This window comes from Bartonella sp. HY406 (genome assembly GCF_025449315.1).
In the GTDB taxonomy this organism is placed as follows: Bacteria; Pseudomonadota; Alphaproteobacteria; order Rhizobiales; family Rhizobiaceae; genus HY038.
Window position 1 is genome coordinate 1,265,131 of sequence record NZ_CP104893.1, and the last position, 24,641, is coordinate 1,289,771.

22 protein-coding genes are annotated in these 24,641 nt (G+C 39.9%); 8 read left to right on the forward strand and 14 right to left on the reverse strand.

What is annotated here, in order from left to right; genetic code table 11:
- The first annotated feature begins 118 nt into the window (after positions 1-118).
- The 3 genes from ispH to rnhA are packed head-to-tail and all read left to right on the forward strand — an operon-like array spanning position 119 to position 2,594.
- Complete coding sequence (ispH, locus tag N6B01_RS05300) at positions 119-1,147, forward strand: 4-hydroxy-3-methylbut-2-enyl diphosphate reductase (RefSeq protein WP_262080246.1); 1,029 nt, start codon at positions 119-121, stop codon at positions 1,145-1,147.
- Positions 1,148-1,165: 18 nt separating this feature from the next.
- A complete protein-coding gene (locus N6B01_RS05305) occupies positions 1,166-2,134 on the forward strand; it encodes a homoserine kinase (protein WP_262080247.1) in 969 nt (322 codons plus the stop codon).
- A 19-nt stretch (positions 2,135-2,153) separates the two neighbouring features.
- Positions 2,154-2,594, forward strand: coding sequence for a ribonuclease HI (gene rnhA, locus N6B01_RS05310; protein ID WP_262080585.1), 441 nt, complete (start codon positions 2,154-2,156; stop codon positions 2,592-2,594).
- A gap of 82 nt (positions 2,595-2,676) precedes the next feature.
- Here the strand turns inward: rnhA and N6B01_RS05315 are convergent, their stop codons facing one another.
- From N6B01_RS05315 to N6B01_RS05330, 4 genes are read right to left on the reverse strand one after another with little or no spacing between them, the layout of a single operon-like run.
- On the reverse strand, positions 2,677-3,438 hold the full coding sequence (locus N6B01_RS05315; protein WP_262080248.1) for an ABC transporter permease: 762 nt from the start codon (positions 3,436-3,438) through the stop codon (positions 2,677-2,679).
- Entirely contained in the window at positions 3,422-4,192 is a 771-nt protein-coding gene (locus N6B01_RS05320; protein ID WP_262080586.1) for an ABC transporter ATP-binding protein, read from the reverse strand. Before N6B01_RS05320 ends, N6B01_RS05315 begins: the two co-directional genes overlap by 17 nt.
- A gap of 41 nt (positions 4,193-4,233) precedes the next feature.
- Positions 4,234-5,235 carry an ABC transporter substrate-binding protein gene (locus N6B01_RS05325; protein WP_262080250.1) on the reverse strand — a complete coding sequence of 334 codons (1,002 nt, stop codon included), beginning with the start codon at positions 5,233-5,235 and terminating at the stop codon, positions 4,234-4,236.
- A 59-nt stretch (positions 5,236-5,294) separates the two neighbouring features.
- Complete coding sequence (locus tag N6B01_RS05330) at positions 5,295-6,350, reverse strand: PrpF domain-containing protein (protein ID WP_262080252.1); 1,056 nt, start codon at positions 6,348-6,350, stop codon at positions 5,295-5,297.
- Between the two features lie 230 nt (positions 6,351-6,580).
- Between N6B01_RS05330 and N6B01_RS05335 the strand changes: the two genes are divergently transcribed.
- The gene (locus N6B01_RS05335) at positions 6,581-7,474 is read left to right on the forward strand and encodes a LysR family transcriptional regulator (RefSeq protein WP_262080253.1); all 894 of its coding nucleotides are present in this window, start codon (positions 6,581-6,583) and stop codon (positions 7,472-7,474) included.
- A 44-nt stretch (positions 7,475-7,518) separates the two neighbouring features.
- On the opposite strand, the gene N6B01_RS05340 is transcribed toward N6B01_RS05335, so the two are convergent.
- From N6B01_RS05340 to N6B01_RS05385, 10 genes are all read right to left on the reverse strand, one after another.
- Positions 7,519-8,337 (reverse strand): protein-disulfide reductase DsbD domain-containing protein, encoded by an 819-nt coding sequence (locus tag N6B01_RS05340; protein ID WP_262080254.1) that lies wholly within the window; start codon positions 8,335-8,337, stop codon positions 7,519-7,521.
- Positions 8,338-8,572: 235 nt separating this feature from the next.
- Positions 8,573-9,496: a translation elongation factor Ts gene (tsf, locus tag N6B01_RS05345; RefSeq protein ID WP_182419265.1), complete on the reverse strand. Its 924-nt coding sequence runs from the start codon at positions 9,494-9,496 to the stop codon at positions 8,573-8,575.
- Between the two features lie 113 nt (positions 9,497-9,609).
- Positions 9,610-10,380 (reverse strand): 30S ribosomal protein S2, encoded by a 771-nt coding sequence (gene rpsB, locus N6B01_RS05350; protein ID WP_182419266.1) that lies wholly within the window; start codon positions 10,378-10,380, stop codon positions 9,610-9,612.
- Positions 10,381-10,615: 235 nt separating this feature from the next.
- Complete coding sequence (locus N6B01_RS05355) at positions 10,616-11,452, reverse strand: cell envelope integrity EipB family protein (protein ID WP_262080255.1); 837 nt, start codon at positions 11,450-11,452, stop codon at positions 10,616-10,618.
- 224 nt (positions 11,453-11,676) lie between these two features.
- A complete protein-coding gene (clpX, locus tag N6B01_RS05360) occupies positions 11,677-12,951 on the reverse strand; it encodes an ATP-dependent Clp protease ATP-binding subunit ClpX (protein WP_182419268.1) in 1,275 nt (424 codons plus the stop codon).
- A gap of 222 nt (positions 12,952-13,173) precedes the next feature.
- Positions 13,174-13,797, reverse strand: a complete 624-nt coding sequence (locus N6B01_RS05365) for an ATP-dependent Clp protease proteolytic subunit (RefSeq protein WP_262080256.1) — start codon at positions 13,795-13,797, stop codon at positions 13,174-13,176.
- 215 nt (positions 13,798-14,012) lie between these two features.
- Entirely contained in the window at positions 14,013-14,804 is a 792-nt protein-coding gene (locus N6B01_RS05370) for a glycosyltransferase family 32 protein (RefSeq protein WP_262080257.1), read from the reverse strand.
- Between the two features lie 170 nt (positions 14,805-14,974).
- Positions 14,975-16,351, reverse strand: coding sequence for a Trk system potassium transporter TrkA (gene trkA / locus N6B01_RS05375; protein ID WP_182419271.1), 1,377 nt, complete (start codon positions 16,349-16,351; stop codon positions 14,975-14,977).
- A 3-nt stretch (positions 16,352-16,354) separates the two neighbouring features.
- Positions 16,355-17,719, reverse strand: coding sequence for a nitrogen assimilation response regulator NtrX (locus N6B01_RS05380; RefSeq protein ID WP_182419272.1), 1,365 nt, complete (start codon positions 17,717-17,719; stop codon positions 16,355-16,357).
- Positions 17,719-19,977, reverse strand: coding sequence for a sensor histidine kinase NtrY-like (locus N6B01_RS05385; protein ID WP_262080258.1), 2,259 nt, complete (start codon positions 19,975-19,977; stop codon positions 17,719-17,721). Before N6B01_RS05385 ends, N6B01_RS05380 begins: the two co-directional genes overlap by 1 nt.
- Positions 19,978-20,774: 797 nt before the next feature.
- On the opposite strand from N6B01_RS05385, the gene rirA reads away from it, so the two are divergent.
- From rirA to N6B01_RS05405, 4 genes are all read left to right on the forward strand, one after another.
- Complete coding sequence (rirA, locus tag N6B01_RS05390) at positions 20,775-21,233, forward strand: iron-responsive transcriptional regulator RirA (RefSeq protein ID WP_182419662.1); 459 nt, start codon at positions 20,775-20,777, stop codon at positions 21,231-21,233.
- Between the two features lie 34 nt (positions 21,234-21,267).
- Positions 21,268-22,485, forward strand: coding sequence for a bifunctional 2-C-methyl-D-erythritol 4-phosphate cytidylyltransferase/2-C-methyl-D-erythritol 2,4-cyclodiphosphate synthase (locus N6B01_RS05395; protein WP_262080259.1), 1,218 nt, complete (start codon positions 21,268-21,270; stop codon positions 22,483-22,485).
- Positions 22,482-22,991 carry a CinA family protein gene (locus N6B01_RS05400; protein WP_262080260.1) on the forward strand — a complete coding sequence of 170 codons (510 nt, stop codon included), beginning with the start codon at positions 22,482-22,484 and terminating at the stop codon, positions 22,989-22,991. Before N6B01_RS05395 ends, N6B01_RS05400 begins: the two co-directional genes overlap by 4 nt.
- A 504-nt stretch (positions 22,992-23,495) precedes the next feature.
- Positions 23,496-24,584: a hypothetical protein gene (locus tag N6B01_RS05405; RefSeq protein ID WP_262080261.1), complete on the forward strand. Its 1,089-nt coding sequence runs from the start codon at positions 23,496-23,498 to the stop codon at positions 24,582-24,584.
- Positions 24,585-24,641: the final 57 nt, after the last annotated feature.

Below are 24,641 nucleotides of genomic sequence, written 5' to 3' on the forward strand. Positions count from 1 at the left end.
TATTGATATTTTAAAAGCGATGGATCTGCTAGTTTCAAATATTACTTTGATTGCCGATGTGTTTTAAGGTTCTGAATAACCTATGCATTTTATTTCTTTGACAGAGGAACAGAATTTTATGGCCACCAAATCACCCCTAACTATACGCTTGTGCGGACCGCGTGGATTTTGTGCAGGCGTTGATAGAGCTATTCAGATTGTGGTTGCAGCCTTAAAAAAATATGGCGCGCCTGTGTTTGTACGTCATGAAATCGTTCATAATGGTTACGTAGTTGAAGGTTTAATTGCTCGCGGTGCGGTGTTTATTGAAGAGCTAGATGAAATTCCGGCAGATCTTCGTGATCGGCCTGTCGTTTTCTCGGCGCATGGAGTACCAAAGTCAGTACCGGCAGATGCAACGGCTAAAAATCTTTTTTACCTTGATGCTACCTGTCCCTTGGTATCAAAAGTGCATAAGCAGGCGATTAGACATCGCAAGCACGGACGACATGTTATTTTGATTGGACATGCTGGGCATCCAGAAGTAATTGGCACCATGGGCCAATTAGATGAAGGGGCGGTAAGCCTTATTGAAACCATTGAGGATGCGCAAACTTACCAGCCACTTGATCCTGAAAATCTTGGCTTTGTTACGCAAACGACTTTATCGGTTGAAGATACAGCTGGCATTATTGAGGTGCTCTACCAACGTTTTCCACAAATGCAGGCGGCGGCAGCTGAATCTATTTGCTATGCAACAACCAATCGGCAGGACGCTGTTAAAGCAGCTGCACCAGGTAGCGATTTGTTCTTGATTGTTGGAGCTCCCAACTCATCAAATTCACGTCGCCTTGTCGAGGTTGCGGAAAGAGCAGGGGCTAAAAAATCTATTTTGGTACAACGTGCTTCTGAAATTGATTGGTTGAATTTGGGTTCTTTAGGGGTGGTTAGTTTATCTGCGGGAGCTTCTGCACCTGAAATCATTGTTTCAGAAATTATAGAAGCTTTTCGTGAGCGCTATGAGATGAGTATTGAGCTTGCTGAAACAACGCAAGAGCTTGAAAATTTCTTAGTAAATCGTGAATTGCGTGATGTTATTCTAACCAATGATGATATGGCTTTTGTGAATGGCGTAGAGGGTGATTCCGCGCTTAATGAATTAGCCTAACAAGAAAGGTAATCGGCAATGGCTGTTTATACCGATATTAGTGAAGAGCAGCTTGCAGGCTTTTTAAACGAATATGACGTTGGAACGCTTCTTTCATATAAGGGCATTGCTGAAGGCGTTGAAAATTCTAATTTCTTGTTACGCACAAAAGTTGGTAACTTTATTCTTACTATTTATGAAAAGCGCGTAGATGAGCGCGATTTGCCGTTTTTTCTTGGGCTAACACAACATCTTGCTCAAAAAGGCATTCTTTGCCCGCAACCTATCCTTCGTAAAGATGGCGAGATGGTAAGTCGATTAGCTGGAAAACCAGCCGCGCTTATTAGTTTTCTTGAGGGGATGTGGGTTAGGAAGCCTACAGCTTTTCATTGTGGTAAAGTGGGAGCCGCTCTTGCTAATTTACATGTAGCGGGCTCTGATTTTCCCATTAAACGAAAAAATAGCCTTTCAATCGATGGTTGGCGTCAATTGTGGAGTGATGTGCGTTATCGCGCAAATGATATGGCTCCAGATCTTGAAAAAGAAATAGATAATGAATTAGTTTTTCTTGAAAAAAATTGGCCTAGTGATTTACCATCTGGCGTGATTCACGCTGATTTATTTAATGATAATGTGTTTTTCCTTGATGGTGATTTATCCGGCATAATTGATTTTTATTTTGCTTGTAATGATGCCTTCGCCTATGATTTGGCCATTTGCTTAAATGCATGGTGCTTTGAAGCGGATTTATCGTATAATTTGACCAAGGGGAGTGCCCTTCTATCTCATTATGCTACGCAGCGTCAGCTTTCTGATCGTGAGCGAGATTTATTGCCTATTTTAGCACGCGGTGCCGCATTGCGCTTCTTTTTAACTCGCGCCTATGATTGGTTCTTTATTGATGATAGCGGATTTGTGGTTAAAAAAAATCCAATCGAATATTTGCGTAAACTACGCTTTTTTAGACAGATAGCGCGTAGTAGCGAGCTTGGGCTACCCAACTGTTGATAGCTGACAATAATAGATGATGAAACAGATAGTAATTTATACTGATGGCGCATGTTCCGGTAATCCCGGCCCTGGTGGTTGGGGTGCGCTTTTGCAATATAATGGTCATGAGCGCGAATTATTTGGCGGTGAAAAAGATACCACTAATAATCGTATGGAAATTATGGCAGCTGTTGAAGCGTTAAATGCGCTGAAAGAACCATGTAAAGTCGATCTGTATACTGATTCAGTTTATGTACGTGATGGCATTTCAAAATGGATTGAAGGTTGGAAGCGTAATGGTTGGCAAACGGCAGCCAAAAAGCCGGTTAAAAATATGGATCTTTGGCAAGCACTTGACGTGGCTCGTAAACGCCATGATGTTGTTTGGCATTGGGTTAAAGGGCATGCTGGACATACAGAAAATGAGCGTGTTGATAGTTTAGCGCGTAAGGGCGTTGCCGAAATTAAAGCTGGATAGTGTTAATGAAATAGGCAATTTGGGTTTTAGAGCAATATTATTAAGGGAGATGTTGCTTTTTAAACTGCCTATCCATTATAGATTATGCTTTTTTAGGGCGCCATTTTATCAATTTGTTTTCTATGATGTCGAGAAGCATATCGATAACAAGAACGAAAACACCAAGAATAATAATTCCAGCAAATACACCTACCGCATCAAAATTGCCTTCAGATTGAGCGATTAAATAGCCTAATCCTGCCGATGATCCTAGGTATTCACCAATGATTGCACCAACAACGGCAAAGCCTACCGAAGTGCGAAGAGATGAAAGAATCCAACTCGCCGCAGCTGGAAAATAGACGTGGCGCAATAACTCTAAACGGTTTGCTCCTAATATTTTTGCATTTGCCAATACAATATTATTTACTTCGCGTACACCTTGCATCGCGTTAAAAAAGGTTATAAAAAACACCAAGGTAACGGCAAGCGCAACTTTTGACCATAGACCCAAGCCGAGCCATAAAACAAAAATAGGTGCTAATACAACGCGGGGTATTGCATTCAATGCTTTAATAAATGGGTCTAAAATGCGTGCGGCATTATTGCTTAATCCAAGCCAAACACCTGCAGCAACACCTAACCCTGTACCGATTAAATAGCCCAAAACTGTTTCGGTTAAAGTGATTGAAACATGTTTATAAAAATCTGTATCAGTTAACCAATTGACTATTTGTTTTAAAACATCTTTAGGGGCAGGGAAAAAGAAAATATCTATAAAGCCTAACGCTATACCTAGCTCCCATCCACCAATGATGACAATGATAATGGTTAACTGAATAATTCGTTCAGTCATGACGTTCATAACTTTTCTCCACTTCGTTGCTCAAGGATAGCCAAATTTTTCTATATAATTCCATAAAACGCGAATCGAGTTTTACTTCTGAAACATTTCGCGGCCGATCTAAGTCAATGTCGAAACTATTAATGATATTGCTTCTTGGGCCTGCTGATAAAATAACAACTCTATCACCTAGCGCTATAGCTTCCTCTAGGTCATGGGTTATCAAAATCACTGCACGTTGTTTTTCTTGCCAAAGTCTTAAAAGCTCATTCTGCATTAGATGGCGGGTATGAATGTCTAAGGCAGAGAATGGCTCATCCATTAGAATAACTTTGGGATCAGTGATCAAGACTTGTGCCATTTGAACACGTTTGCGTTGCCCTCCTGATAATTGGTGCGGATAACGATGTTCAAATCCTTTAAGGCCTACCTTAGCTAGCCATTGCATAGTCTTATCATGCCGCTCATTCTTCGGGACTTTACGAAAAAGTAGGCCGAGCTCAGTGTTTTCATAAGCGGTTTTCCAAGGTAAAAGTGCATCTTGCTGGAAAAGGTAACCAATTTCATTCTGTACGCCTTTAACCTTTTTATTATCAATGTGTACCGATCCTTTAGCAGCTTTTAGCAGGCCTGCAATTGCATTTAGGATCGTACTTTTTCCGCAACCAGTTGGCCCAACAATTGCGAGAAATTCGCCGTCTTTTACACATAAGTTGACATTTTGAACCGCAACAAAATCTCCAAAGGCCATAGTTACTTCATTTATATCCACCATTGTATTTGTGGGTATTGTTTGCGATAACTCCGTTACGGAATTCATTTTTTATTCCTTTCTAATGCCTTAATCACGAATTCATCGGTGTAGGTTTTAGAAAGATCTATGTCGGCTTGTGAGACACGTGGGTTAAATGTCTTTAAAACATCTAATGGTATTTTAATATCTGTTGGATTTATTAAACCGTCGGTCGAAAAAATTGGCCGAGCATTTTCAATAGCTTTAATAAAAGTGTCTCTGTCTCCAGCAACGAAGTCCTTAGGCATTGCATCAACGATTTCACTTGCTGTGTGATCATGCATCCAAGCCAATGCTTCAACTGTTGCATCCGTTACCTTTTGGATGGTTTGAGGATTTTTTGTGATATAATCCTGTAATGCATAAAGGACCGATGTTGGATAAATTCCCCCATAGATGTCAATTGCGCCTTGATCTTGCCTACCATCAATAACAATGCGCCCAACTCCCTTGGTAATTAAAAAGGTTGCAGCAGGATCGTAATTGACAAGATTATCGATTTTTTCTTGCTCCAATGCAGCAACTGCTGCTGATCCTGAGCCAACACCAATAATTGAAACATCTTTATCGCTGAGCCCATGGCGTTTTAGATAAAAACGTATGAAAAAGTCAGATGATGATCCTGGCGCGGTAATGCCAACTTTTGAACCTTTAATGGTTGAAGGGTCTTGCGGATCAAACTTTGAGTTGTTTCCTGCTGCCATTACTAGCCCAGAATTTCGTGCCAATTGAACAAAGGCCACAACATGCTTATTTTGTGCTTGCATTTGGATCGTATGATCATAAAATCCAACGGCGATATCTGTGGAACCTGCTACCAATGCTTGTAAGGTTTTTGATCCGTTAGAGGCAAAATTTTCTACCGTTACATCTAGACCGTGTTTTTCATATAGGCCCAATCCAACCGCCACAGGGAAGGGTAAGTTATTAAGATTGAAGGATCCTACACTTATCCTTACTTTTTCTGCAGCTGCGATATTTATAAATAGTAACGTAAAAACAGTGATTAATATCTTTTTAAGCATCTTTGTCCTCCAACTTTATCATTGCTCAAAATTCGTTATTTTGTATTTTTATCACTTTGCTACTTTAACAAAGCAGCACCTTGAAAAATCCTGCGTGTGGTTCTTAAAAGACTGACTATATTTCTTCCATCCCTATTTCGAATTGTTAAGGAAAGACTTCCTGAGGGATGATCGATGATAATATCAGTAGGTGTGTTTTGCTTTCCAGAAAGCTGGCTTGCTAATGTGTTTTCGATTGTGGTTGCTACTGCAATGCCAACAGCGCCGGTCGTAGCGAGGCTTGGGTGGCATTCGTCTGGCATGAAATAGCGGGCATTAATCGTAGATTTTTTTTTACTACTACTCAATAAAACAGGTTTGGGAATTACTTTATTTCGTACATCTCCTAGCCCCATTTTTAGACCTGCTTCTTGTCTGATTGCAGCAATCTGATCTATTAAATGCTTATTCGCGTTTAACTCTTGAGCAGTTTCATGTGCTGTAACATTTAAGGGGGCTGGATCGATAAGCACAAGTGGTATGGCACTATTAATGCATGTAATAGTGACACCATTGATTACTTCTATTGTCTTTCCAGTTGGAAACAGGCTTGTAAAATCGCCATTAGCAGAATTCAGAAAGTTAAGATAAATACCAGCCCCTGTTCCTGGTACTCCATCTATCGCGCTTGTACCATTATAACAAACAGCATTGTCAACAACCGGTACTTCTGCTTCAATGATTTCACCTGTATTAATATTATGGATCTTTACGAAAGTTATAGGCTCTGTTGGGTAAACTAGCCCTGCTTCAATTGCAAAAGGACCAACAGCAGATAACATATTTCCGCAATTAGGGCTTGTGTCGACAATGCCTTCTAGATTACGTATTTGGGCAAATAAGTAATCGACATCTGCATTAGACACTGTTGCTGGGCCCACTATAGCAGCCTTATTGGTAACTGGGTTTCCACCGCCAATACCATCAATTTGCAACGGATGTCCTGCTCCCATAATTGATAATAAGATATTATCGCGTTGGTTAACTTGTTTTGGAAGGTCTGATGCTAGAAAGAATGGTCCGCGCGAAGTACCACCACGCATAATAACACAAGGTATATATTTAAGATCATTCATGAATCGCTCCCATAACATAAATGAAGTCAGCATTGCCCAGAGATAAGTCCTTAAAATTCGACGGACAGATAAACTCCCAATTAGATTGGGAACTCCTCAAGTTATGAATTAGTCGTATAATCAACTTACCTTTCCAGATATGTTTATCTTGCATTAATTCTAACTATTAATTTATATTACACATTTTGATTGATTTGAAAAATGCAATTTTAGGGGGTAATTAATAACCAATGAGCATAAATTGCGAAATCTTAGATCTTAGAGCGTTTTTAACAATTGTCGAGCTTACCAGCTTTAACCGTGCGGCGGAGGTTTTGCATATATCGCAACCAGCACTAAGCCGGCGTATGCAAAAACTTGAGGAAATAATTGGTGCACCGCTATTGGAGCGAACAACGCGCCATGTTGGTCCGACCGCATTAGGCAATGAATTATTACCCTTGGTCCGCCGCTTAATTGAGGAGTTCGATGGTTCTTTATTCGCTGCTCGCGATAAAGGGGTAAAAGCTACTGGCTTAGTAACAATTGCCTGCTTGCCAACTGCTGCATTTTATTTTTTACCGCGTATAATTAGCCGCTTTAGTTTGCAATATCCTGAAATACGTTTTCGTATCCTTGATTTGACAGCAACTGATGGCCTTCAAGCGGTGAATCGAGGGGAGGTTGAGTTTGGTATTAATATTATAAGTGGGATAGATAGCGAATTAGCATTTGAGCCGCTCATGGAAGATAAATTTGTGCTTGCGGTAAAGCGCGATCATCCTTTAGCCAAAAAAGAGGTCGTTTTGTGGGAAGATTTAAAACCTTATTCGCTGATAACCGTTCATAATTCAAGCGCAAATCGCATTTTGCTAGAAGCGGCGTTGGCCAAAGAAAATATAAAAATTAACTGGCGCTATGAAGTTACACATCTATCTACTTCACTTGGCTTCGTGGAAGCTGGTCTTGGCATATCAGTGCTACCGCAAATGGCAACACCGCAAGGGGAACACCCTTTTTTAGTAACACGGCCGATAGTTAATCCTACAGTATCAAGAATGATTGGTGTAGTGAAAAGACGAGGATCAATTTTATCACCTGCCGCCCAACATTTCTACGATATGCTTTTAAATGAATGGAAATAGAATTCTCGTATGTTGCGATCAAAAATCTATAAGTGATTATAAATTTAATGGTCAGCAATATTGACTGAGCCGGAGATTGTTCCATTTCCATCATTTGCAATAAAGTGGACTTTTTGCCCTTTATCAAGCTTGCCAGATAATATTGGGGCGGAAAAGATAATTTTATTTGGCTCTTGCTGAATGAGTTTTGCAATGCCCAATTGTGCCTTATCTGAGGCTAAAAATAATTCAGCAATTTTACTTTGATGGGGTAGGTGTAAGACAACTTCGATATATTTATCATGCAGCTTTGGCTCTTCTACATAAAATGTGTCACTAGCTTGTTGCGGTAACGCATTTAACGCAGTCTGAATTTTTAACTTGCTAACAAAATTATTAGTCGGTTTACTATTAAGTATAAAAGGAACATCAACCGGTACGCAAATAGTATTACAAATTCCAATTAATAAATTTCCTTTTAAATTAACGCTTGCAATATCGCTGGCAGCGATACGGAAAAGAATTTGCGCATGGTCTTTATAGATATATGCCCAATCTTTTCCTTCTTGTAATAAATGAGGAGCTGTAAATAATAACGTATTTTTAATACCGTTTTCTATTTGTAAATTGGGTGACAAACCAGAGTTACCAGAATTTTCCCAGTAAGTTTTCCAGTCAGGTTGTAGCTTTACATCAATAAGCCCATAACGCCATTGGGGCTCATTATTTAGTACTTCATTGTTAAATATAATGGAAATATCGGCGCCTTCCATCTTGGTGTGATTAACGGATTGGGCCTGTGAAATTGTTAATGAAAAAAAATAACAGATTGCTGTAATAATTTGTAATGCAATAGCTTTTTTGTAATAGCAAAATTTACCCATTTCAAAGCCTTTTAAATATATTTAAAGTGTATTGGCGCTGTTATTTACTACTTTTTTATTCTGTTAAATAATATGCTAACTATAAAAATAGGGCGAATTTACGAAAAATACTTTATTGTGCGTAGATTTTGGCTGATAAATATATTTACCAATGTGCCAATAAAATAAGCGGAACAAGTAGTAAACTTACTCCGCTTAAAAAGTTTATTCAGTTAAAACCGGTTGCTAAAACTAATTAGCTTTTTGCAACTGCAGCAACTTCAGCTGCAAAGTCAGTTTCTTCCTTTTCAATGCCATCACCAAGAGCAAAGCGCACATAGCTTACAAGCTTGACTGGTGCGCCAATTTCTTTTTCAGCTTCTTTTAATGCTGCTTCAACGGTGATGTCAGGATTGATAACAAAAGCTTGTGAAAGAAGAACAACTTCTTCAAAGAATTTGCGCATACGGCCTTCAACCATCTTTTCGATGATGTTTTCTGGCTTGCCTGATTGACGAGCTTGTTCAGAAAATACTGATTTTTCGCGCTCAATAGCACCGGCATCAACTTCGTCTGAAGTCAAAGCAAGTGGATTGGTTGCAGCAATATGCATAGCAATTTGACGGCCAACTGCTTGTGCCTTGGTTGCATCGCCATCGGTTTCAATAGCAACGAGAACACCCAATTTGCCAAGACCATCGGCAACAGCATTATGGATATAGGTTGCAACAACACCCTTATCAACCGAAAGCTTAGCAGCGCGGCGCAAATTCATGTTTTCGCCAATGGTTGCGATTGAATCCTTAATAGTGTCAGCAACAGTTTTGCTTGAGCCAGGATAGATTGAATCGGCAACAGCTTCAACTGAACCATCAGTTGAAAGGGCTGCTTGCGCTACACCATTTACAAGTGCTTGGAATGCATCATTACGTGCAACGAAATCAGTTTCAGAATTTACTTCAACCAAAACAGCAGTATTGCCATTTGATGCAATACCAATCAAACCTTCAGCTGCAGTACGACCAGCCTTCTTGTCTGCCTTAGCAATACCCTTAGCGCGAAGCCAATCAACGGCTGCTTCCATGTCGCCATCTGTTGCAGCAAGAGCGGCTTTACAATCCATCATGCCGGCGCCGGTTAATTCGCGAAGTTCTTTAACTTGAGATGCGGAAATGCTCATTTTAGCCTCTTTGTTAAAAATAACGAAGCGTGCTTGATGACCTTTCGGCTCACGCACGCCCGCTAATAATTTAAATTTCAAATATTAGCCTAAATTGGCTGACATTTGTTGTCCTAGTTAGAAGCTACAGCTTCTTCAACATTTGTGTCGATTGGTGCTTCAACTTGTGCACCAATGTCAATGCCGTTTGCGCCATGTTGACGCGCAATGCCATCAAGGGCTGCTCGAGCAACAAGATCAGAATAAAGCGAAATTGCGCGAGCTGCGTCATCGTTACCTGGTATTGGATAGTCGATATTGTCTGGATCACAATTGGTATCAACGACAGCGATAACTGGAATACCAAGACGCTTTGCTTCTTGAATAGCAATTGCTTCTTTATTGGTGTCAATAATGAACATTAAGTCAGGAACCGAACCCATATCCTTAATACCACCAAGGGCGCGATCCAATTTTTCACGCTCACGTTCAAGGTTTAGGCGTTCCTTCTTGGTGAAGCCTTGGCCTTCATTGGTCAAAATTTCATCCAATTTACGAAGACGCTGAATTGAATTAGAAATAGTTTTCCAGTTGGTGAGCATGCCGCCGAGCCAACGAGCATTAACATAATACTGAGCAGAACGATCAGCAGCATCAGCAATAATTTCTGAAGCTTGACGCTTTGTACCAACGAAAAGAACGCGACCACCACGAGCAACTGTATCTGAAATCACCTGCAAAGCGCGGTGCAACATAGGTACAGTCTGTGAAAGATCGATAATATGAACATTATTACGCTCGCCATAGATATAGGGAGCCATCTTTGGGTTCCAACGATGTGTTTGGTGACCAAAGTGAACACCAGCTTCAAGTAGTTGGCGCATTGAAAAATCAGGCACTGACATTTTAATTTCCTTAATTTCCGGTTATACCTTCACGAAATGAGGCAAATCTGCCACCGGCGGACCCGCTAGTAATTTTAGCTTGGCCCATATCTCGTGTGTGGAATAGCTTGCCTTTATAGGACTAAAGACAAAAATGCAAGCTACCATTAGTAATTTGTTGTCGAATTCCATATTTTTCATGAGATAGACTATTAAGATGTAACTTATATGACGTATCGAAGCGATAATAATTTTCTTACTTTGCGCTACAGTCAATATCGCCCTTATCAAGCAATTCAATTTTAATGAGCTTCCCTTTGATAGAAAAATCGCCATAATCCATGATGAGGTCGCGCGTTACGCCATTCTTATATAATAAAAAACTAGTGCGGTAAGTTGGAAGACCATCTTGACTACTACTATCATCAAAATATGAGATATTGATGGGCCAAGTTGGCTCTTCTCCCAATTTACCCATAATTTTGGTCTCTTCATTTGGTTGGGCGGCGATCTCTTTGCCAATCACCACATTAGTAGGTGTTATTTTATCGGCATCTTCTGAGCCATCGAAGATATTGGTATTAAAAATGTATTTTTTATTCAAAGCATGATTAATAATTTCGATAGTATGTTCAGTTGGGAAGATTGCCTTTTTCAATTGATGATTTGCAACTTCTGGTTTTGTAATGTCAACTTTCAAGCCGTCCTCTTCAAGCTCAGCGCTGCCATCTACTTCCTTGGTTAGCTCTTGGTCGGTAAAGCTCTTGCTTCTAAAACTAAATTTTTTGCCATCACCGCTTTCGATGGTTGTTACTTGTTGATCACTCATACGCTGTGGCAACTCACTTAAGTCAACTTTGCTGACAAAGCGAAATTTAGTTGTAAAGCCTTTGCATTTGTTGCCGGTAAATTCATAGACCATACGTCCGGAAAACCCTGTAATTCCAGATTTGTCACTGGCGTTATCTAGCTGTAATTCATATACGCCACGATAGGGAGCAAGTTCATCTATAGTGGTTGCGAAGCTGTATGAGGCGGGGATCAATGAGTATAAGCCGATTGTTAAAAGTATTGGTCTGATAAAGCGGTACATAGGCCTACTCCTAATTAGAAAATATCTACATTTACCCATATAATATCTAACCGATAAGTGGTGATATAATTATCTTGACACTATCCCTAAAAGGTAAATGAATTTCGATGTTGTAGAATTTTGTTATAAATTAGAAAAACCGTACATTGATAAACCCTTTATAGCGTTTTCAATATACGGCTTTATAATTTTTTGCCTAAAATAAAGATGCTTAATAACTATTTTCAGGCCGTTGCATTTTCTTTTTCTACCTTGCGGTCTGCATAAATATAAAGTGGCCGAGCTTCACCAGTTACGACGTCGCCAGAAATAACGACTTCTCGCACACCTTCCAGTGTGGGTAATTCGAACATAGTATCAAGTAGAATTTTTTCCATAATTGAGCGCAAGCCGCGAGCTCCAGTTTTACGTTCAATCGCCTTATTAGCAATAGCGCGCAATGCATCATCGTGAAAAGTCAATTCAACGTCTTCCATTTCAAAAAGGCGTTTATATTGTTTCACAAGCGCATTTTTAGGCTCTGATAGGATGCGAACTAAAGCATCGATATCAAGATCTTCCAAAGTTGCAATTACAGGAAGACGACCGATAAATTCAGGAATTAAGCCAAATTTTAGCAAATCTTCTGGCTCAAGTTCGTGGAAAATCTCACCAAGCCGGCGATCATCAGGCCCTGAAACATTGGCTGCAAAACCGATAGATGTTTTTGCACCGCGTTCAGAAATAATCTTGTCAAGACCCGCAAAAGCACCGCCACAAATGAATAGAATATTGGTTGTATCCACCTGCAAAAACTCTTGTTGTGGGTGTTTGCGTCCGCCTTGCGGTGGGACAGATGCAACAGTACCTTCCATAATTTTTAGGAGTGCCTGCTGTACGCCTTCACCTGAAACATCGCGGGTGATTGAAGGGTTATCGGCCTTGCGGCTAATTTTATCCACTTCATCAATATAGACAATACCGCGTTGAGCGCGCTCGACATTGTAATCTGCCGATTGCAATAGTTTTAGAATAATATTCTCAACGTCTTCACCAACATAACCAGCCTCGGTCAAAGTTGTCGCATCTGCCATTGTAAAAGGCACATCAATAATGCGAGCAAGAGTTTGGGCAAGATAGGTTTTACCGCAACCAGTTGGCCCAACAAGCATAATATTAGATTTTGCAAGCTCAATATCCGAGTTCTTGGATTGGTGAGCAAGGCGCTTATAGTGGTTGTGCACTGCTACTGCTAAGACGCGTTTTGCATAGGATTGACCAATGACATATTCATCAAGAACGACCATTATTTCTTGAGGGGTTGGAACGCCATCAGTTGCGCGCACAGAGGAAGATTTATTCTCCTCGCGAATAATATCCATGCACAATTCAACGCATTCATCACAGATAAATACGGTTGGCCCAGCAATTAATTTGCGAACTTCGTGCTGGCTTTTTCCGCAAAATGAGCAATAAAGCGTATTCTTGGATTCGCCGCCGGTGTTTCCAACTTTGCTCATCACTGTTTCCTTTCATACAGATATTATACGGGTTTATAATATCTGTTATTTAATTCTGCCTAAGCAAGATATCTAAGTCCAATAAGGCTAGATATCTTTTTCCCCTTTGAGTCATATTTCCAGTTTTGGGTGCAAATATTTATTAAGCAAATATTATACACCTAAAAAGCATTTTTAAAAATCTTTAATCGATAATCAGATCGGATCTCGTTAAGAATTTGATTATTCAGCTTCACTAATGACGCGTTTTTCAATAACATCATCAATAAGGCCAAAGTCTTTTGCTTCTTGTGCTGTCATAAAATGGTCACGATCAAGCGTCTTTTCAACCATTTCATAACTTTGCCCAGTATGTTTTACGTAAATTTCGTTAAGGCGACGTTTTGCCTTAATAAGATCTTCTGCATGACGTTGAATGTCAGAGGCCGCACCTTGGAAACCACCAGAAGGCTGATGCACCATAATACGGGCATTCGGCAGCGCAAAACGAGAACCGGTTGCGCCTGCTGTCAAGAGTAGCGATCCCATAGAAGCAGCTTGCCCCATGCAAAGGGTAGAAACATTGGGGCGAATAAATTGCATTGTATCATAAATTGCCATGCCTGCACTGACCAATCCACCTGGTGAATTGATATAAAGGTGAATATCTTTTTTAGGATTTTCAGCCTCAAGGAACAAAAGCTGCGCACAAACAGTAAGTGCCATATAATCTTCAACAGGGCCATTTATAAAAATAATACGCTCTTTTAAAAGACGCGAAAAAATATCATAAGCTCGTTCGCCACGATTGGTTTGCTCGACCACCATAGGAACAAGGCTCATTGCAGTTTCAATCGATTCACTCATTATATGGCTTTCATTTAATTAATTTTAATCTACAAAAAATAGACCAAATTTTAGTAAAATCTCGAATCACTGACTAATAGCGATAAGTTTAATAAAATAGATAGGGTACTAGTCACCCCTTTCGCAATAGTGAAAAAAGATAAGTTTTGCGTTAACGTGTTTTTTTATCAACAAATAAGTGATTGTTGTCGGCAATCGGTTATCTTTTTATAGACTTATGAAAGCGGAGTTCTTTTAATTGCCCAATCAAAAAAACTACCTTCAAGTGGCGGTTGCTCTGTTTTAGCTTTTTTGTGAATGTGAAAGCCAATAAAATCCTTATTCAGAGTTGGCTCAATGCCAAATGCAGGATCAAATATTTTTTCTGCGTCTCGTCCAGACCAATAATAAAAACTTTCTCTAGGTTTTGCCTTATCAAAAAAATGATATTTTTTTGCAAGCCTTGATATACCATCATTGCCAAAAATAGTTATACCTAAATGGTTTGGCTGGACTGGCTCGTTTTTTAGTTTAAGCAAAAATGGCAGCCAAACCCGTTTTTTAAAGCCTAGCCATGAGGGGACAAGGTTAGTTCCATTAATATAGTTCTCAAATTCTGCGATAATCGGATTATCGGGCGGAAGATAAAGCGCAGAAACACCAACACGTCGCGCATTATCGCTAGCAAGCCAAACTTCGTTTGGATTTGGATGAAATTGCTTTACTAAATATATATCTGTATCAAGCCAAACACCTTTTTGATATTTCATCAACATGACACGGAAAATATCAGAAAACTGCACGATAGAGCGTGATGGCTTAAAGCTTGGAAAGCTGGGGTCAAGCTTATAAAGCAGCGAAAGCGGCAAAATCGGTTCAGCATCACATAGCTCAACGCCTTCAGGCACGCCTTCAACGTGGTTATGTGCATATAATTTCACATGTTGGCCGGTTTGCACCATAGATGCAAGGCAAAGCTGGTCAATATAGCGGAGCTTTTCTCCATACCAGAAGGTACAAATATCCATAAAAATTTCCTGATGAAAGCAGTATTTCACCACTTTAGAGTATTTTAAAAGCACATGAAACTAGCAATTGAATGTTTTTGTGCCCGACTACTTTATAAATTTGTCAAACATTATATTGAAAAATTTAAAATACGATCCCAACGAATAAATAGTTAAACAAATGATTATTGTTAGAAAAATTCAAAACTTACCCTAAACATTTGCTCCACTTCTTTTACAGCTTCAGCTAAGGCAAAAATTACAATACGGTCTTTGGGCTGAAGCCGCAAGTCACCGGTAGGTCTAATAATCTCGTCTTTGCGATAGATTGCACCAATTCGCAAACGATTTGATAGGGTTAATTCCTTAATGGTTTTACCCACAAGTGGAGATGTTTCTACAGCCTCAACTTCCAATAATTCTGCTTTACCATCTGAAATGGAGTGTACAGCCCGGATGCGCCCACGCCGAACGTGCTGTAAAACTTTTGATATGGTGGCATTGCGCGGATTTATATGGGCATCAATGCCATCAGTTCGCGTAAATTCTTCATAAACAGGATCATTAATAAGTACCATATTAGCTGATGTACCAAGACGTTTTGCCATCATCGCGCTTAATATATTGACCTGATCCTGATTGGTTAAAGTTACAATAAGATCTGCCGTTTCAGCTCCGGCTTCTTGTAATACTTCTTGATCTAATGCGCTTCCATGTAAAACCGGAGTTTTCTTCAATCTGTCAGTGATGTAAAGAGCACGTTCTTTATCAAACTCAATTATTTTGACTTTAGCAGGATGATTTTGCTTTTCAATTTCTTGCGCGACATATAGACCAATATGCCCGCCACCTGCAATAATTATGCGACGTGCTTCTTGTTCCTCATGGCCAAAAAGTGCCATGGTGCGGCGTACTTGTTTTTCTAATACCGTTATATAAACAATATCACCGGCATTTAATTCATCATCTGCTTGAGGAATGAATAATTTACCATTGCGTTTTATGCCAACTGCTGTCGCCTGAAGATCGGGGAATAGGCTGCTTAATTGCCTCAAAGGCGTGTTTATGAGCGGGCAGTCTTCACTGCAGCTAATGGCAAGAAAAAGAACTTTGCCATCGCAAATGCTCAAAACATCAAGAGCACCAGGTTCAGCAAGGCGTCTTAAAATAAGCCTTCCAACTTCAATTTCGGGTGAAATAACCACATCTATGGGTAGGTTTTCTCGCGAAAAAAGATCTTGATAGCGTGGATCAAGATAGGCTTGCGAGCGAACGCGTGCAAATTTGGTTGGTACGGCAAAAAGCGAATGGGCTACTTGGCATGCTACCATGTTAATTTCATCATGAAGGGTAACAGCAATCAGCATGTCAGCTTCATCGGCACCAGCGGCGGCAAGCATATCGGGATGAGAGCCATGGCCAACAAGTCCGCGCACGTCTAACTCGTCTCTTATTGTAAAAATAAGATCGGGCGAAATATCAATGACTGTTACATCGTTTTGCTCTGCTGCCAAGCGCTCGGCAATACCATAGCCTACTTGTCCTGCACCACAAATAATAACGCGCATATTTTAATATACCCCTAGAGACTTCAATTTTCGATGCAGGGCTGAGCGTTCCATGCCGACAAATTCTGCCGTGCGCGAAATATTACCACCAAAACGATTGATTTGAGCAACAAGATATTGTTTTTCGAACAATTCGCGCGCTTCGCGCAAAGGAAGAGCCATAATGTGCTGGTCATTATCGGTTGGAACACGCGGCAAAGAATCGCCAATTTCGGCAGGTAGATGTTCAGCCGTGATTGGTTCTTCACTATTGTCATCGCGGGTTAAAATGAGAAGGCGCTCAACATTGTTTCGCAATTGCCTTACATTCCCGGGCCAACTATGCGCTTGTAAAACGGCCATAGCATCATCGCTAATAATGCGTGGACGAATTCCTGTTTGGCTAGCAATTTGTTTGACGAAGAAGTCAACAAGGGTGGGAATATCTTCTCTGTGGCGCGATAATGCCGGTACCGATAGTGGCACGACAGCAAGGCGATGGAAAAGATCTTCGCGAAATAAACCTTCCGCAATTAGTCCTTCAAGATTTTGTGCTGTTGAAGAAATAATACGGACATCAACTTTGACGCGTTTATTGCCGCCTACGCGCTCAAACTTTTGCTCGGTTAGTACACGCAAAATTTTGTTTTGCGTTTCGCGCGGCATATCGGCAACTTCATCAAGATATAAAATACCACCATGGGCTTCTTCTAGTGCACCAATTTTCCGCTCCCCCCCGTCCATTTCGGTGCCAAAAAGCTCAATTTCCATACGTTCGGGCGTAATTGTTGCAGCATTTAAGGTAACAAAGGGACCATTGGCACGGGTTGATAGCGCATGGATCATCCGTGCGGCCATTTCTTTGCCAGAGCCCGAAGGACCGGTTATCATGATACGACTATTGGTTGGAGCAATTTTTTCGATGGTTTGTCGCAATTGGTTGATAATTAAGGAATTTCCAAGTAATTCTGGCGTATCTGTTACCTTTTTGCGTAGTTCTGTGACCTCACGCTTCAATTTTGAGGTTTCAAGCGCTCTTTCTGCAACGAGCACGAGGCGATCTGCCTTGAATGGCTTTTCAATAAAATCATAAGCGCCGCGTTTTATAGCAGAAACTGCGGTTTCAATATTTCCATGACCAGAAATCATAACAATGGGAAGGTTTGGATATTGCTTTTTAATCTCATCAAGCAAAGATAGACCGTCAAGCCGGCTTCCTTGCAGCCATATATCAAGAAAAATAAGGCGAGGGACGCGTTCATTGATAGCAGCCAAAGCCTGATCAGCATCGCCCGCCATACGTGTCTCATGCCCTTCATCTTCTAAAATGCCAGCAACGAGTTCCCGAATATCCATTTCATCGTCGATTACAAGAATATCAGATGCCATTATTTTAAACCTTCTTCTTTAGAAGACATGTCTATGTCTTTATTATTATGGTTATTTTCAATTTGTGGAAAAATAAAACGGATCATAGCCCCAATACCACCATAAAAATCACTTGGAGCATCATGTAATTCCATATAACCGCCATGTTCTTCGACGATTTTGCGTACAATTGCAAGGCCAAGGCCAGTGCCTTTTTCACGTGTTGTCATATAAGGTTCAAGTAATTTTTGCCTGTCATCTTTTGGCAATCCTTTACCATTATCAATAATATCAACAAAAATAGAACCATCTTTATCATAAGATCGCACGAATATATGACCATGAAAACCTTCACGGCCTGAAACTGCATCAATCGCTTCGCTAGCATTTTTGATAACATTGCCAAAAGCCTGCCCTATGAGGCGATTGTCGAAGCTTCCCATCAATGGGGTTGCGCCAAAATCGCGTTCAAATTTGATTTCATGCCGTGAAACTTCAACAAGAAAGCTAGCCTCACGCAAAGCATTGCGTAGATCAGTTGTTGCCATTACTGGTTTCGGCATGCGCGCAAAAGAGGCAAATTCATCAACCATGCGTCCAATATCGCCAACTTGTCGTATAATTGTATCAACACATTGATCGAAAACTTCGCGGTCACTGGTGATGACTTTTCCATAGCGGCGGCGAATTCGCTCTGCTGAAAGTTGGATTGGGGTTAGTGGGTTTTTGATCTCATGAGCGATGCGGCGGGCAACATCTGCCCATGCTGACGAACGTTGGGCATCGATAAGGTCGGTAATATCATCAATTGTAACTACCCATGAATGCGCTTCTTTTTCTGATTCTTCCATTGTAGTTTGCACATTAAATACGCGTGCTCTACCATGATGGGTAATTGATATTTGTTCACGATGAATTTTTTTAGCTGATGCACGCGCGACTTCAAAAACCCGACCAATTTCGCTATGAACAGAAATCAAGCTGCGACCAATAACCTCTTCAGGCTTGAATTCAACCATAGTCTCCGCAGATTTATTAATAATGGTAATGTCAGCATGATCGTCAACTCCGATAACAGCCGCACTTACCCCTGATAACACTGTTTCTGAAAATCGTCGCCGCTCATCAATTTGGTCTCTGGCTGAAATGAGCAAGTTTTGCTGGTTTTTAAGTTCAGAGACCATGTAATTGAACGTTTTGGATAAATGTCCAACATCGCCATCACGGGCGCGTACTGGTACGAGAACATTCATATTGCCTGCAGCAACATCATCTGCTGCCCCAATTAAGAGGCGGATAGGAAGAACAAGCTTGTCAGCCACAGCAATTGCTGTCCAAATCGCCGATAACAGCATGATGAGGAAAAGGCAGAAATAGAGAACCGCAAAAGCAATTTGCATAGTGACACGATTTGCCTCCATGTCACGATAACGGTTGGTATTATTCTCGGTTAAACGTAGCGCATCCAATACGTTCGGATCTACTTGTCCAGCAATATACAGCCATGCATTATCAATATTTTGCATTTTTAAGATAACGCCGAAATAATCATGTTCACCTGGTTGAAAAGCAACAGGCTCATCGGTGCTTGCCTTTAATATCCATTCTTCTGGTGGGATTGGTAAATTGGTACCTTCAGTTTGCTCACTTGCTGTAATAATATTACCCTTACTTCCCAATAAAAAGGCGCCACTTAAATTGCGGCCAGTTACTTGCAATGACATTTGGCGTTTATATTCAACAGGATTTAAGTTTAACAATTGTCGATTATCTAATTGCTGTGCCATCGTATAGGATGCAGCTTGTAATGAGTTTAATGTTGCACTCGCGTAGGCATTGGCAAAACCTACTGATGAATCAACAATCTGGCGAGTGTTCACATCAAACCAACGATCTAACCCTAAATTGAGTGTAACAAGGGCGATGATCGCAATAACTAAAGCTGGAAGGGCGGCAACCAATGAAAAAAGTGCAATTATCCGCACATGCAATTTGGAAGCTGCCCGCCGTGCCCGCCATGCTTTAATAATTGGATAAAGCTCATGAATAATAACCGCAATTAAGCAAAAAATCATTGCGACATTGGTAAAGATTAACACAATTGTGACCGGACGGTCTGGCGAGATAGGCGTTAATCCAATCAGAACGAGAAATGATACTGCAGCTGTTAATAAGGCAAGCACTATTATTGCTATGCCGATAGCCGCGCGTCGCTTTTTTAGTGCTTTTCCTTGGATGCGCTCTTCTTCCGTTAATTTAGGTATTTGAAAGCCTTTCATTGGATGGCCTTGCTTTTATTATTTTCAACCAATGAATTGGTCATGATCTACCTTTTTAAATATAAGGATCTAATGATACTTAAATATTTGTATTTATATGTTATTTTCAATTGAGCTCAGCTAATAAAAAAGAATAAAGTCGCATAATGTTTGTGTTAAAAACGTCTTTTAAGTTCGGCTTACCCCAAAAAAATCAATCGAGAATCCTCATAATATAAAGCTTACAAAATTTCAGTGGTAATATTGCAACATTTTGTGTCGAAATTGCAACAAAGATGCATAAATGTGATAAAAATATGAAAAAAAATTAATCTGACTTTTTACAGTCATGTTCTCAACACATAGAAAGCGAAATTTAGATCGTAAAGTTGTTTTTAGGAAATATATCTGATTTTGTAATATTGTAAGCTTGATTTGCGCCAAAGTAGACTTACTTAGTCGAAATATGCAATATGGCTGATGATGGCTAGCTAATTATTGTCGTGAACGGTGAAAAATGCATTGGTCTTGGATAAAAGTATGGCAATATGTGTTTAAATGCCACATTGATAATTTAGTTCTTTTTGCTTATATCTTAAATAGATAATTTAGAATTATGATGCTTGTTGAGTGGGTAGTTTGTATTTTGGTTTATTTTAGAATTGGTTTTTAGTGTGATTTTCTGTTTTAACAATATAAAATTTTAATATTAAAAAACACTTTCTTTTTTTTAGAATAGTTATAAACTGGCGTGCGTCAGTCAAGGCATTTGCCTTATGGAAATGGTCGTTAAATCGACCAATATGGAAGGAACTAATATGCGGCTTACAAAACAAACCAATTATGCAATTCGAATGCTTATGTATTGTGCCGCCAATGAAGGTGAGCTTAGTAAAGTACCTGAAATTGCTAAGGCCTATTCAGTTTCTGAATTATTTTTATTTAAAATTTTGCACCCTCTTGTTGAGGCAGGTTTAATGCAGACTGTACGAGGCCGCAATGGCGGGGTTAAGCTTGCTAAGCCTGCTGTTGAGATTAGCGTTGCAGATGTGGTCAGAGTAACTGAAGAAAATTTTGCTATGGCGGAATGCTTCGAAAATGATGCTGTTGAATGTCCACTCGTCAATGCGTGTGGTTTGAATGCAACTTTGTCAAAGGCATTAAAAGCTTTTTTCGATGTTTTGTCAGCCACAACCATTGCAGATTTGCAGCGTCCACAGTTTAGAAGTCGGTTAGGCATTGAACAAAATGAAGAAAGCTGCAAAATGGCAGGCTGATATTCTCAAAAAGAGATGAGGCTTTATTATTTCAATGTCAAAAAAGGTTGCAGCAATTATTCTTGCTGCTGGTCGCGGTGAACGTGCTGGCAGTATAGGTCCTAAACAATATGAAGATTTGCAAGGCGAAGCAGTTATATGTCAAACCGTGCAAAAGTTTGTTGATTGTGTTGACATTGGGCAAATTATTATTGTTGTTCATGAGGATGATGTAGACCTTGCAAAAGCTGTACTTCAGCGCTTTGCACAGCGTATAGAGTTGGTTATTGGTGGTGCCACACGGCAAATATCTACTCTTGCTGGACTTGAATATTTATCGTCATCTTCACCGGACTTTGTACATATTCATGATGCTGCTCGTCCTTTTGTTACAGTGCAGATTCTTGATAATATTCATCAAAACCTTTCCCATGAAAATGGGACTATCATTGCAATTCCCGTTTCCGATACTTTGAAACAGGTGGATAGCAATAATAATATTATTGCTACAATTAAGCGAGATGGTCTATTTAGTGCACAGACACCGCAGACCTTTCCTTTTTCCTTGATTTTTGATGCCCATAAGAAAGCTTATGAAAACGGGCAAGATTATTTTACCGATGACTCTGCTCTTGCTGAGGCGTATGATATTCCAGTCAAAGTATTGTTAGGCTCGGCTGATAATATAAAAATAACATGGCCAGAAGATTTTAGTCGCGCACGACAAATATTTGCAAAGCAACAAGGGCAAAGCCAACAGAAAGTTGATAATATGTATCCCGATATACGTACTGGAAATGGTTATGATGTCCATTGTTTTGAAGCGGGGGATCATGTTACGCTCTGCGGTGTGGATATTCCTTTTGATAAAAAGCTCTCTGGGCACTCAGATGCTGATGTTGCATTGCATGCTTTGACGGATGCTTTATTAGCAACAAGGGGGGCAGGGGATATTGGTACGCATTTTCCACCTTCTGATCCGCAATGGCGCGGGGCTGCATCCCATATTTTTGTTCGCCATGCGGTGTCAATTGTTAAGCAATATGGGGGGCGTATTGCCAATGTTGACATTACTTTAATTGCGGAAGCGCCAAAAGTTGGACCACATCGTGATGCTATGGTTGTCGCATTGAGCGACATGCTAGGCATTACCATAGATAGAATATCGGTCAAAGCAACGACAAATGAGAAGCTGGGTTTTATTGGCCGAGGTGAAGGTATTGCTGCAATTGCTACTGCCAATGTTATTTACCCAGGCGAGGTGCCTTTATGATTGATGCTAAGATTATTGATGAGCTTGCCCGCGAAGTATTAAATATTTGCCGGCAGCAAAAGCTTTTATTGGCAACAGTGGAATCTTGCACTGGTGGAATGATTGCTGCAGCACTTACTGATATTGCCGGTTCATCAGATGTGGTGGAATGCGGTTTTGTCACCTATTCAAATGAAGCAAAAATGAGCATGGTCGGTGTAGATCAATGTTTATTGGAAAAATATGGGGCAGTTTCAGAGCCGGTTGCGATTGCAATGGCAAAGGGCGCTTTGCAGCATAGCAGGGCTGATATTAGTATTGCAGTTACTGGTATTGCAGGTCCCTCTGGCGGAGGAAGTGAAAAACCAGTTGGTCTTGTCCATTTAGCTGTTGCCTTCAAGCATTTTGAGCCTTTGCATTTTAAGGCGCATTTTGGCGATATCGGGCGTCGCAATGTGCGGCAAGCGACAGTTGTCAAGGCTTTGGAACTTATCATTGCGAATATCAGACACAACACAGAAGCTTGAAGATTATCAACTTAAATTTTAAAGTTTACTAGCTAAGTATCTTTGGTCTGTGTCATTGTTACAAGATTTTTGTTCTATTAGAAAATGTGAGGCGTATTTTCATTCGCTTCTTTATGGTGCAGGCGAAATATATGGTATGAATTACACTTTTATTTACAGGCTTAACTTTCTCTAGCGATTTGATAAGAAATAATGATATGTTTCAATAACAAATTAATGTTGGATTTTAAGCCTGCAAAAAATATAAAGATTATGCTCTTTGTAATTTTATTTAACAAAAAAACGTAGGCTATTTTTCTTTTAAAGTAAAAAAATATTTTGCATTTAATATGGTGCTATATATTATAGGTAATAAATGGGATATCACTAATTAAGATTGATAGTATTTTATTATGACGTATAATGCTTTAAAGTTTGGCTTTCGTTATTATTAATTTATTAAATTGAATAATATATTCCCTTACCTTTTTATTTTTTTTATTGCTTTATTTAGAGGAAAAATAGATGGCTTTGTTCGATTTTCTAAGTGGTAAGCCCAATCCCGCAAAAATTTCTAAGCAGGCTCTTGCCGAAACAAACAAGGTAGATCCTCGAGTTGCGCAGTTTTGGCAGGAGTTTTCAAAGTTATATGCAAATTGGGATGGTGAGCCTAGTATCGATAAAATGGAAGCTGCTAATAATTTGCTGCATGTTCATTTTCCGCAAGTCATATGTGAAGTTTCCCAAAGAATAGTGAATGGTAATGCAAAAACCGAGTTGGTTCTAACCCCTGATGGGAATACTGCAGTACTTGATGATATCTTCGCTCTTGCAAAAGGTGCTCCTCGTGATATTCCCATTGTATTATTTCGTAGCGCATTTCTTTCAAATGATAATATTGCGATGAACGATAATCAAGGTAATGAGGTAACGGTTGAAAATGTTACGGCACGTATCGTTTCAGATCAAAGTCGGTTAAGCTTAATTCTTTCTTATAAGGGTTTTTCTGAAAAAGATTTGTCGGACAGCCGGAAGATGTTAATGTTAATGTTGGCTGTTCATACGCTTGGTGAATTAAGGTTTATGGCTTCTTTTTTCAATTGGGGTTTTACCTTTGATGGTGATAATAGAGAACAAGAGATTGCTTTACATGATGTTAGCAAAAAACTTGATGAAATTTGGCAAAAACGCGGACGGGATGGACATTTTTCTACAACCGATGAAAGCAAATTTACTGTTTTGCGTGGTACCGATGGCGATGACAATCCAATGATTGTAACACTAAATGTTGATGCTGATCGATTGGTGGGGGTGTCTGAATATTATAACACTCTTATAATTGAGAATTCATTTTCTACGAAAGATGGGCTTACCATCGCCAGTGATTTTGCTGATTTGCTTGCTTCTTGTCTTGAAGTTGACCAGACGGGTCTCTTGACCCATATTGTATTTCTTCCTGAAGCAGGTGAAAGACATTGCTATTTCAAAATTAAAAATGCAGACGCTGCCAGGCTTATGGTTGATTTGTGTCGTGCTAAATTCAAAGGAATTGGTGAAGTACGACAAACTATTGAGGCAGATCCGTCCTGGGCGCATTATCTTCTATTTGCATAAATTATCAATGTCGTCAGATAATTGATCAATTGCTGCTAAGTGCGTTTATATCAAATT

Coding starts and splice junctions, on each gene's coding strand:
- N6B01_RS05330 (WP_262080252.1), bottom strand. CDS start 6,350: ATGAATGATCTTAAATATATACCTTGTGTTATTATGCGTGGTGGTACT.
- clpX (WP_182419268.1), bottom strand. CDS start 12,951: ATGAGCAAAGTTGGAAACACCGGCGGCGAATCCAAGAATACGCTTTAT.
- N6B01_RS05395 (WP_262080259.1), top strand. CDS start 21,268: ATGTCAAAAAAGGTTGCAGCAATTATTCTTGCTGCTGGTCGCGGTGAA.
- N6B01_RS05305 (WP_262080247.1), top strand. CDS start 1,166: ATGGCTGTTTATACCGATATTAGTGAAGAGCAGCTTGCAGGCTTTTTA.
- N6B01_RS05380 (WP_182419272.1), bottom strand. CDS start 17,719: ATGGCATCTGATATTCTTGTAATCGACGATGAAATGGATATTCGGGAA.
- N6B01_RS05365 (WP_262080256.1), bottom strand. CDS start 13,797: ATGAGTGAATCGATTGAAACTGCAATGAGCCTTGTTCCTATGGTGGTC.
- N6B01_RS05325 (WP_262080250.1), bottom strand. CDS start 5,235: ATGCTTAAAAAGATATTAATCACTGTTTTTACGTTACTATTTATAAAT.
- rpsB (WP_182419266.1), bottom strand. CDS start 10,380: ATGTCAGTGCCTGATTTTTCAATGCGCCAACTACTTGAAGCTGGTGTT.
- ispH (WP_262080246.1), top strand. CDS start 119: ATGGCCACCAAATCACCCCTAACTATACGCTTGTGCGGACCGCGTGGA.
- N6B01_RS05400 (WP_262080260.1), top strand. CDS start 22,482: ATGATTGATGCTAAGATTATTGATGAGCTTGCCCGCGAAGTATTAAAT.
- N6B01_RS05370 (WP_262080257.1), bottom strand. CDS start 14,804: ATGGATATTTGTACCTTCTGGTATGGAGAAAAGCTCCGCTATATTGAC.
- N6B01_RS05315 (WP_262080248.1), bottom strand. CDS start 3,438: ATGAACGTCATGACTGAACGAATTATTCAGTTAACCATTATCATTGTC.
- rnhA (WP_262080585.1), top strand. CDS start 2,154: ATGAAACAGATAGTAATTTATACTGATGGCGCATGTTCCGGTAATCCC.
- trkA (WP_182419271.1), bottom strand. CDS start 16,351: ATGCGCGTTATTATTTGTGGTGCAGGACAAGTAGGCTATGGTATTGCC.
- rirA (WP_182419662.1), top strand. CDS start 20,775: ATGCGGCTTACAAAACAAACCAATTATGCAATTCGAATGCTTATGTAT.
- N6B01_RS05355 (WP_262080255.1), bottom strand. CDS start 11,452: ATGTACCGCTTTATCAGACCAATACTTTTAACAATCGGCTTATACTCA.
- N6B01_RS05340 (WP_262080254.1), bottom strand. CDS start 8,337: ATGGGTAAATTTTGCTATTACAAAAAAGCTATTGCATTACAAATTATT.
- N6B01_RS05320 (WP_262080586.1), bottom strand. CDS start 4,192: ATGGTGGATATAAATGAAGTAACTATGGCCTTTGGAGATTTTGTTGCG.
- N6B01_RS05405 (WP_262080261.1), top strand. CDS start 23,496: ATGGCTTTGTTCGATTTTCTAAGTGGTAAGCCCAATCCCGCAAAAATT.
- N6B01_RS05335 (WP_262080253.1), top strand. CDS start 6,581: ATGAGCATAAATTGCGAAATCTTAGATCTTAGAGCGTTTTTAACAATT.
- tsf (WP_182419265.1), bottom strand. CDS start 9,496: ATGAGCATTTCCGCATCTCAAGTTAAAGAACTTCGCGAATTAACCGGC.
- N6B01_RS05385 (WP_262080258.1), bottom strand. CDS start 19,977: ATGAAAGGCTTTCAAATACCTAAATTAACGGAAGAAGAGCGCATCCAA.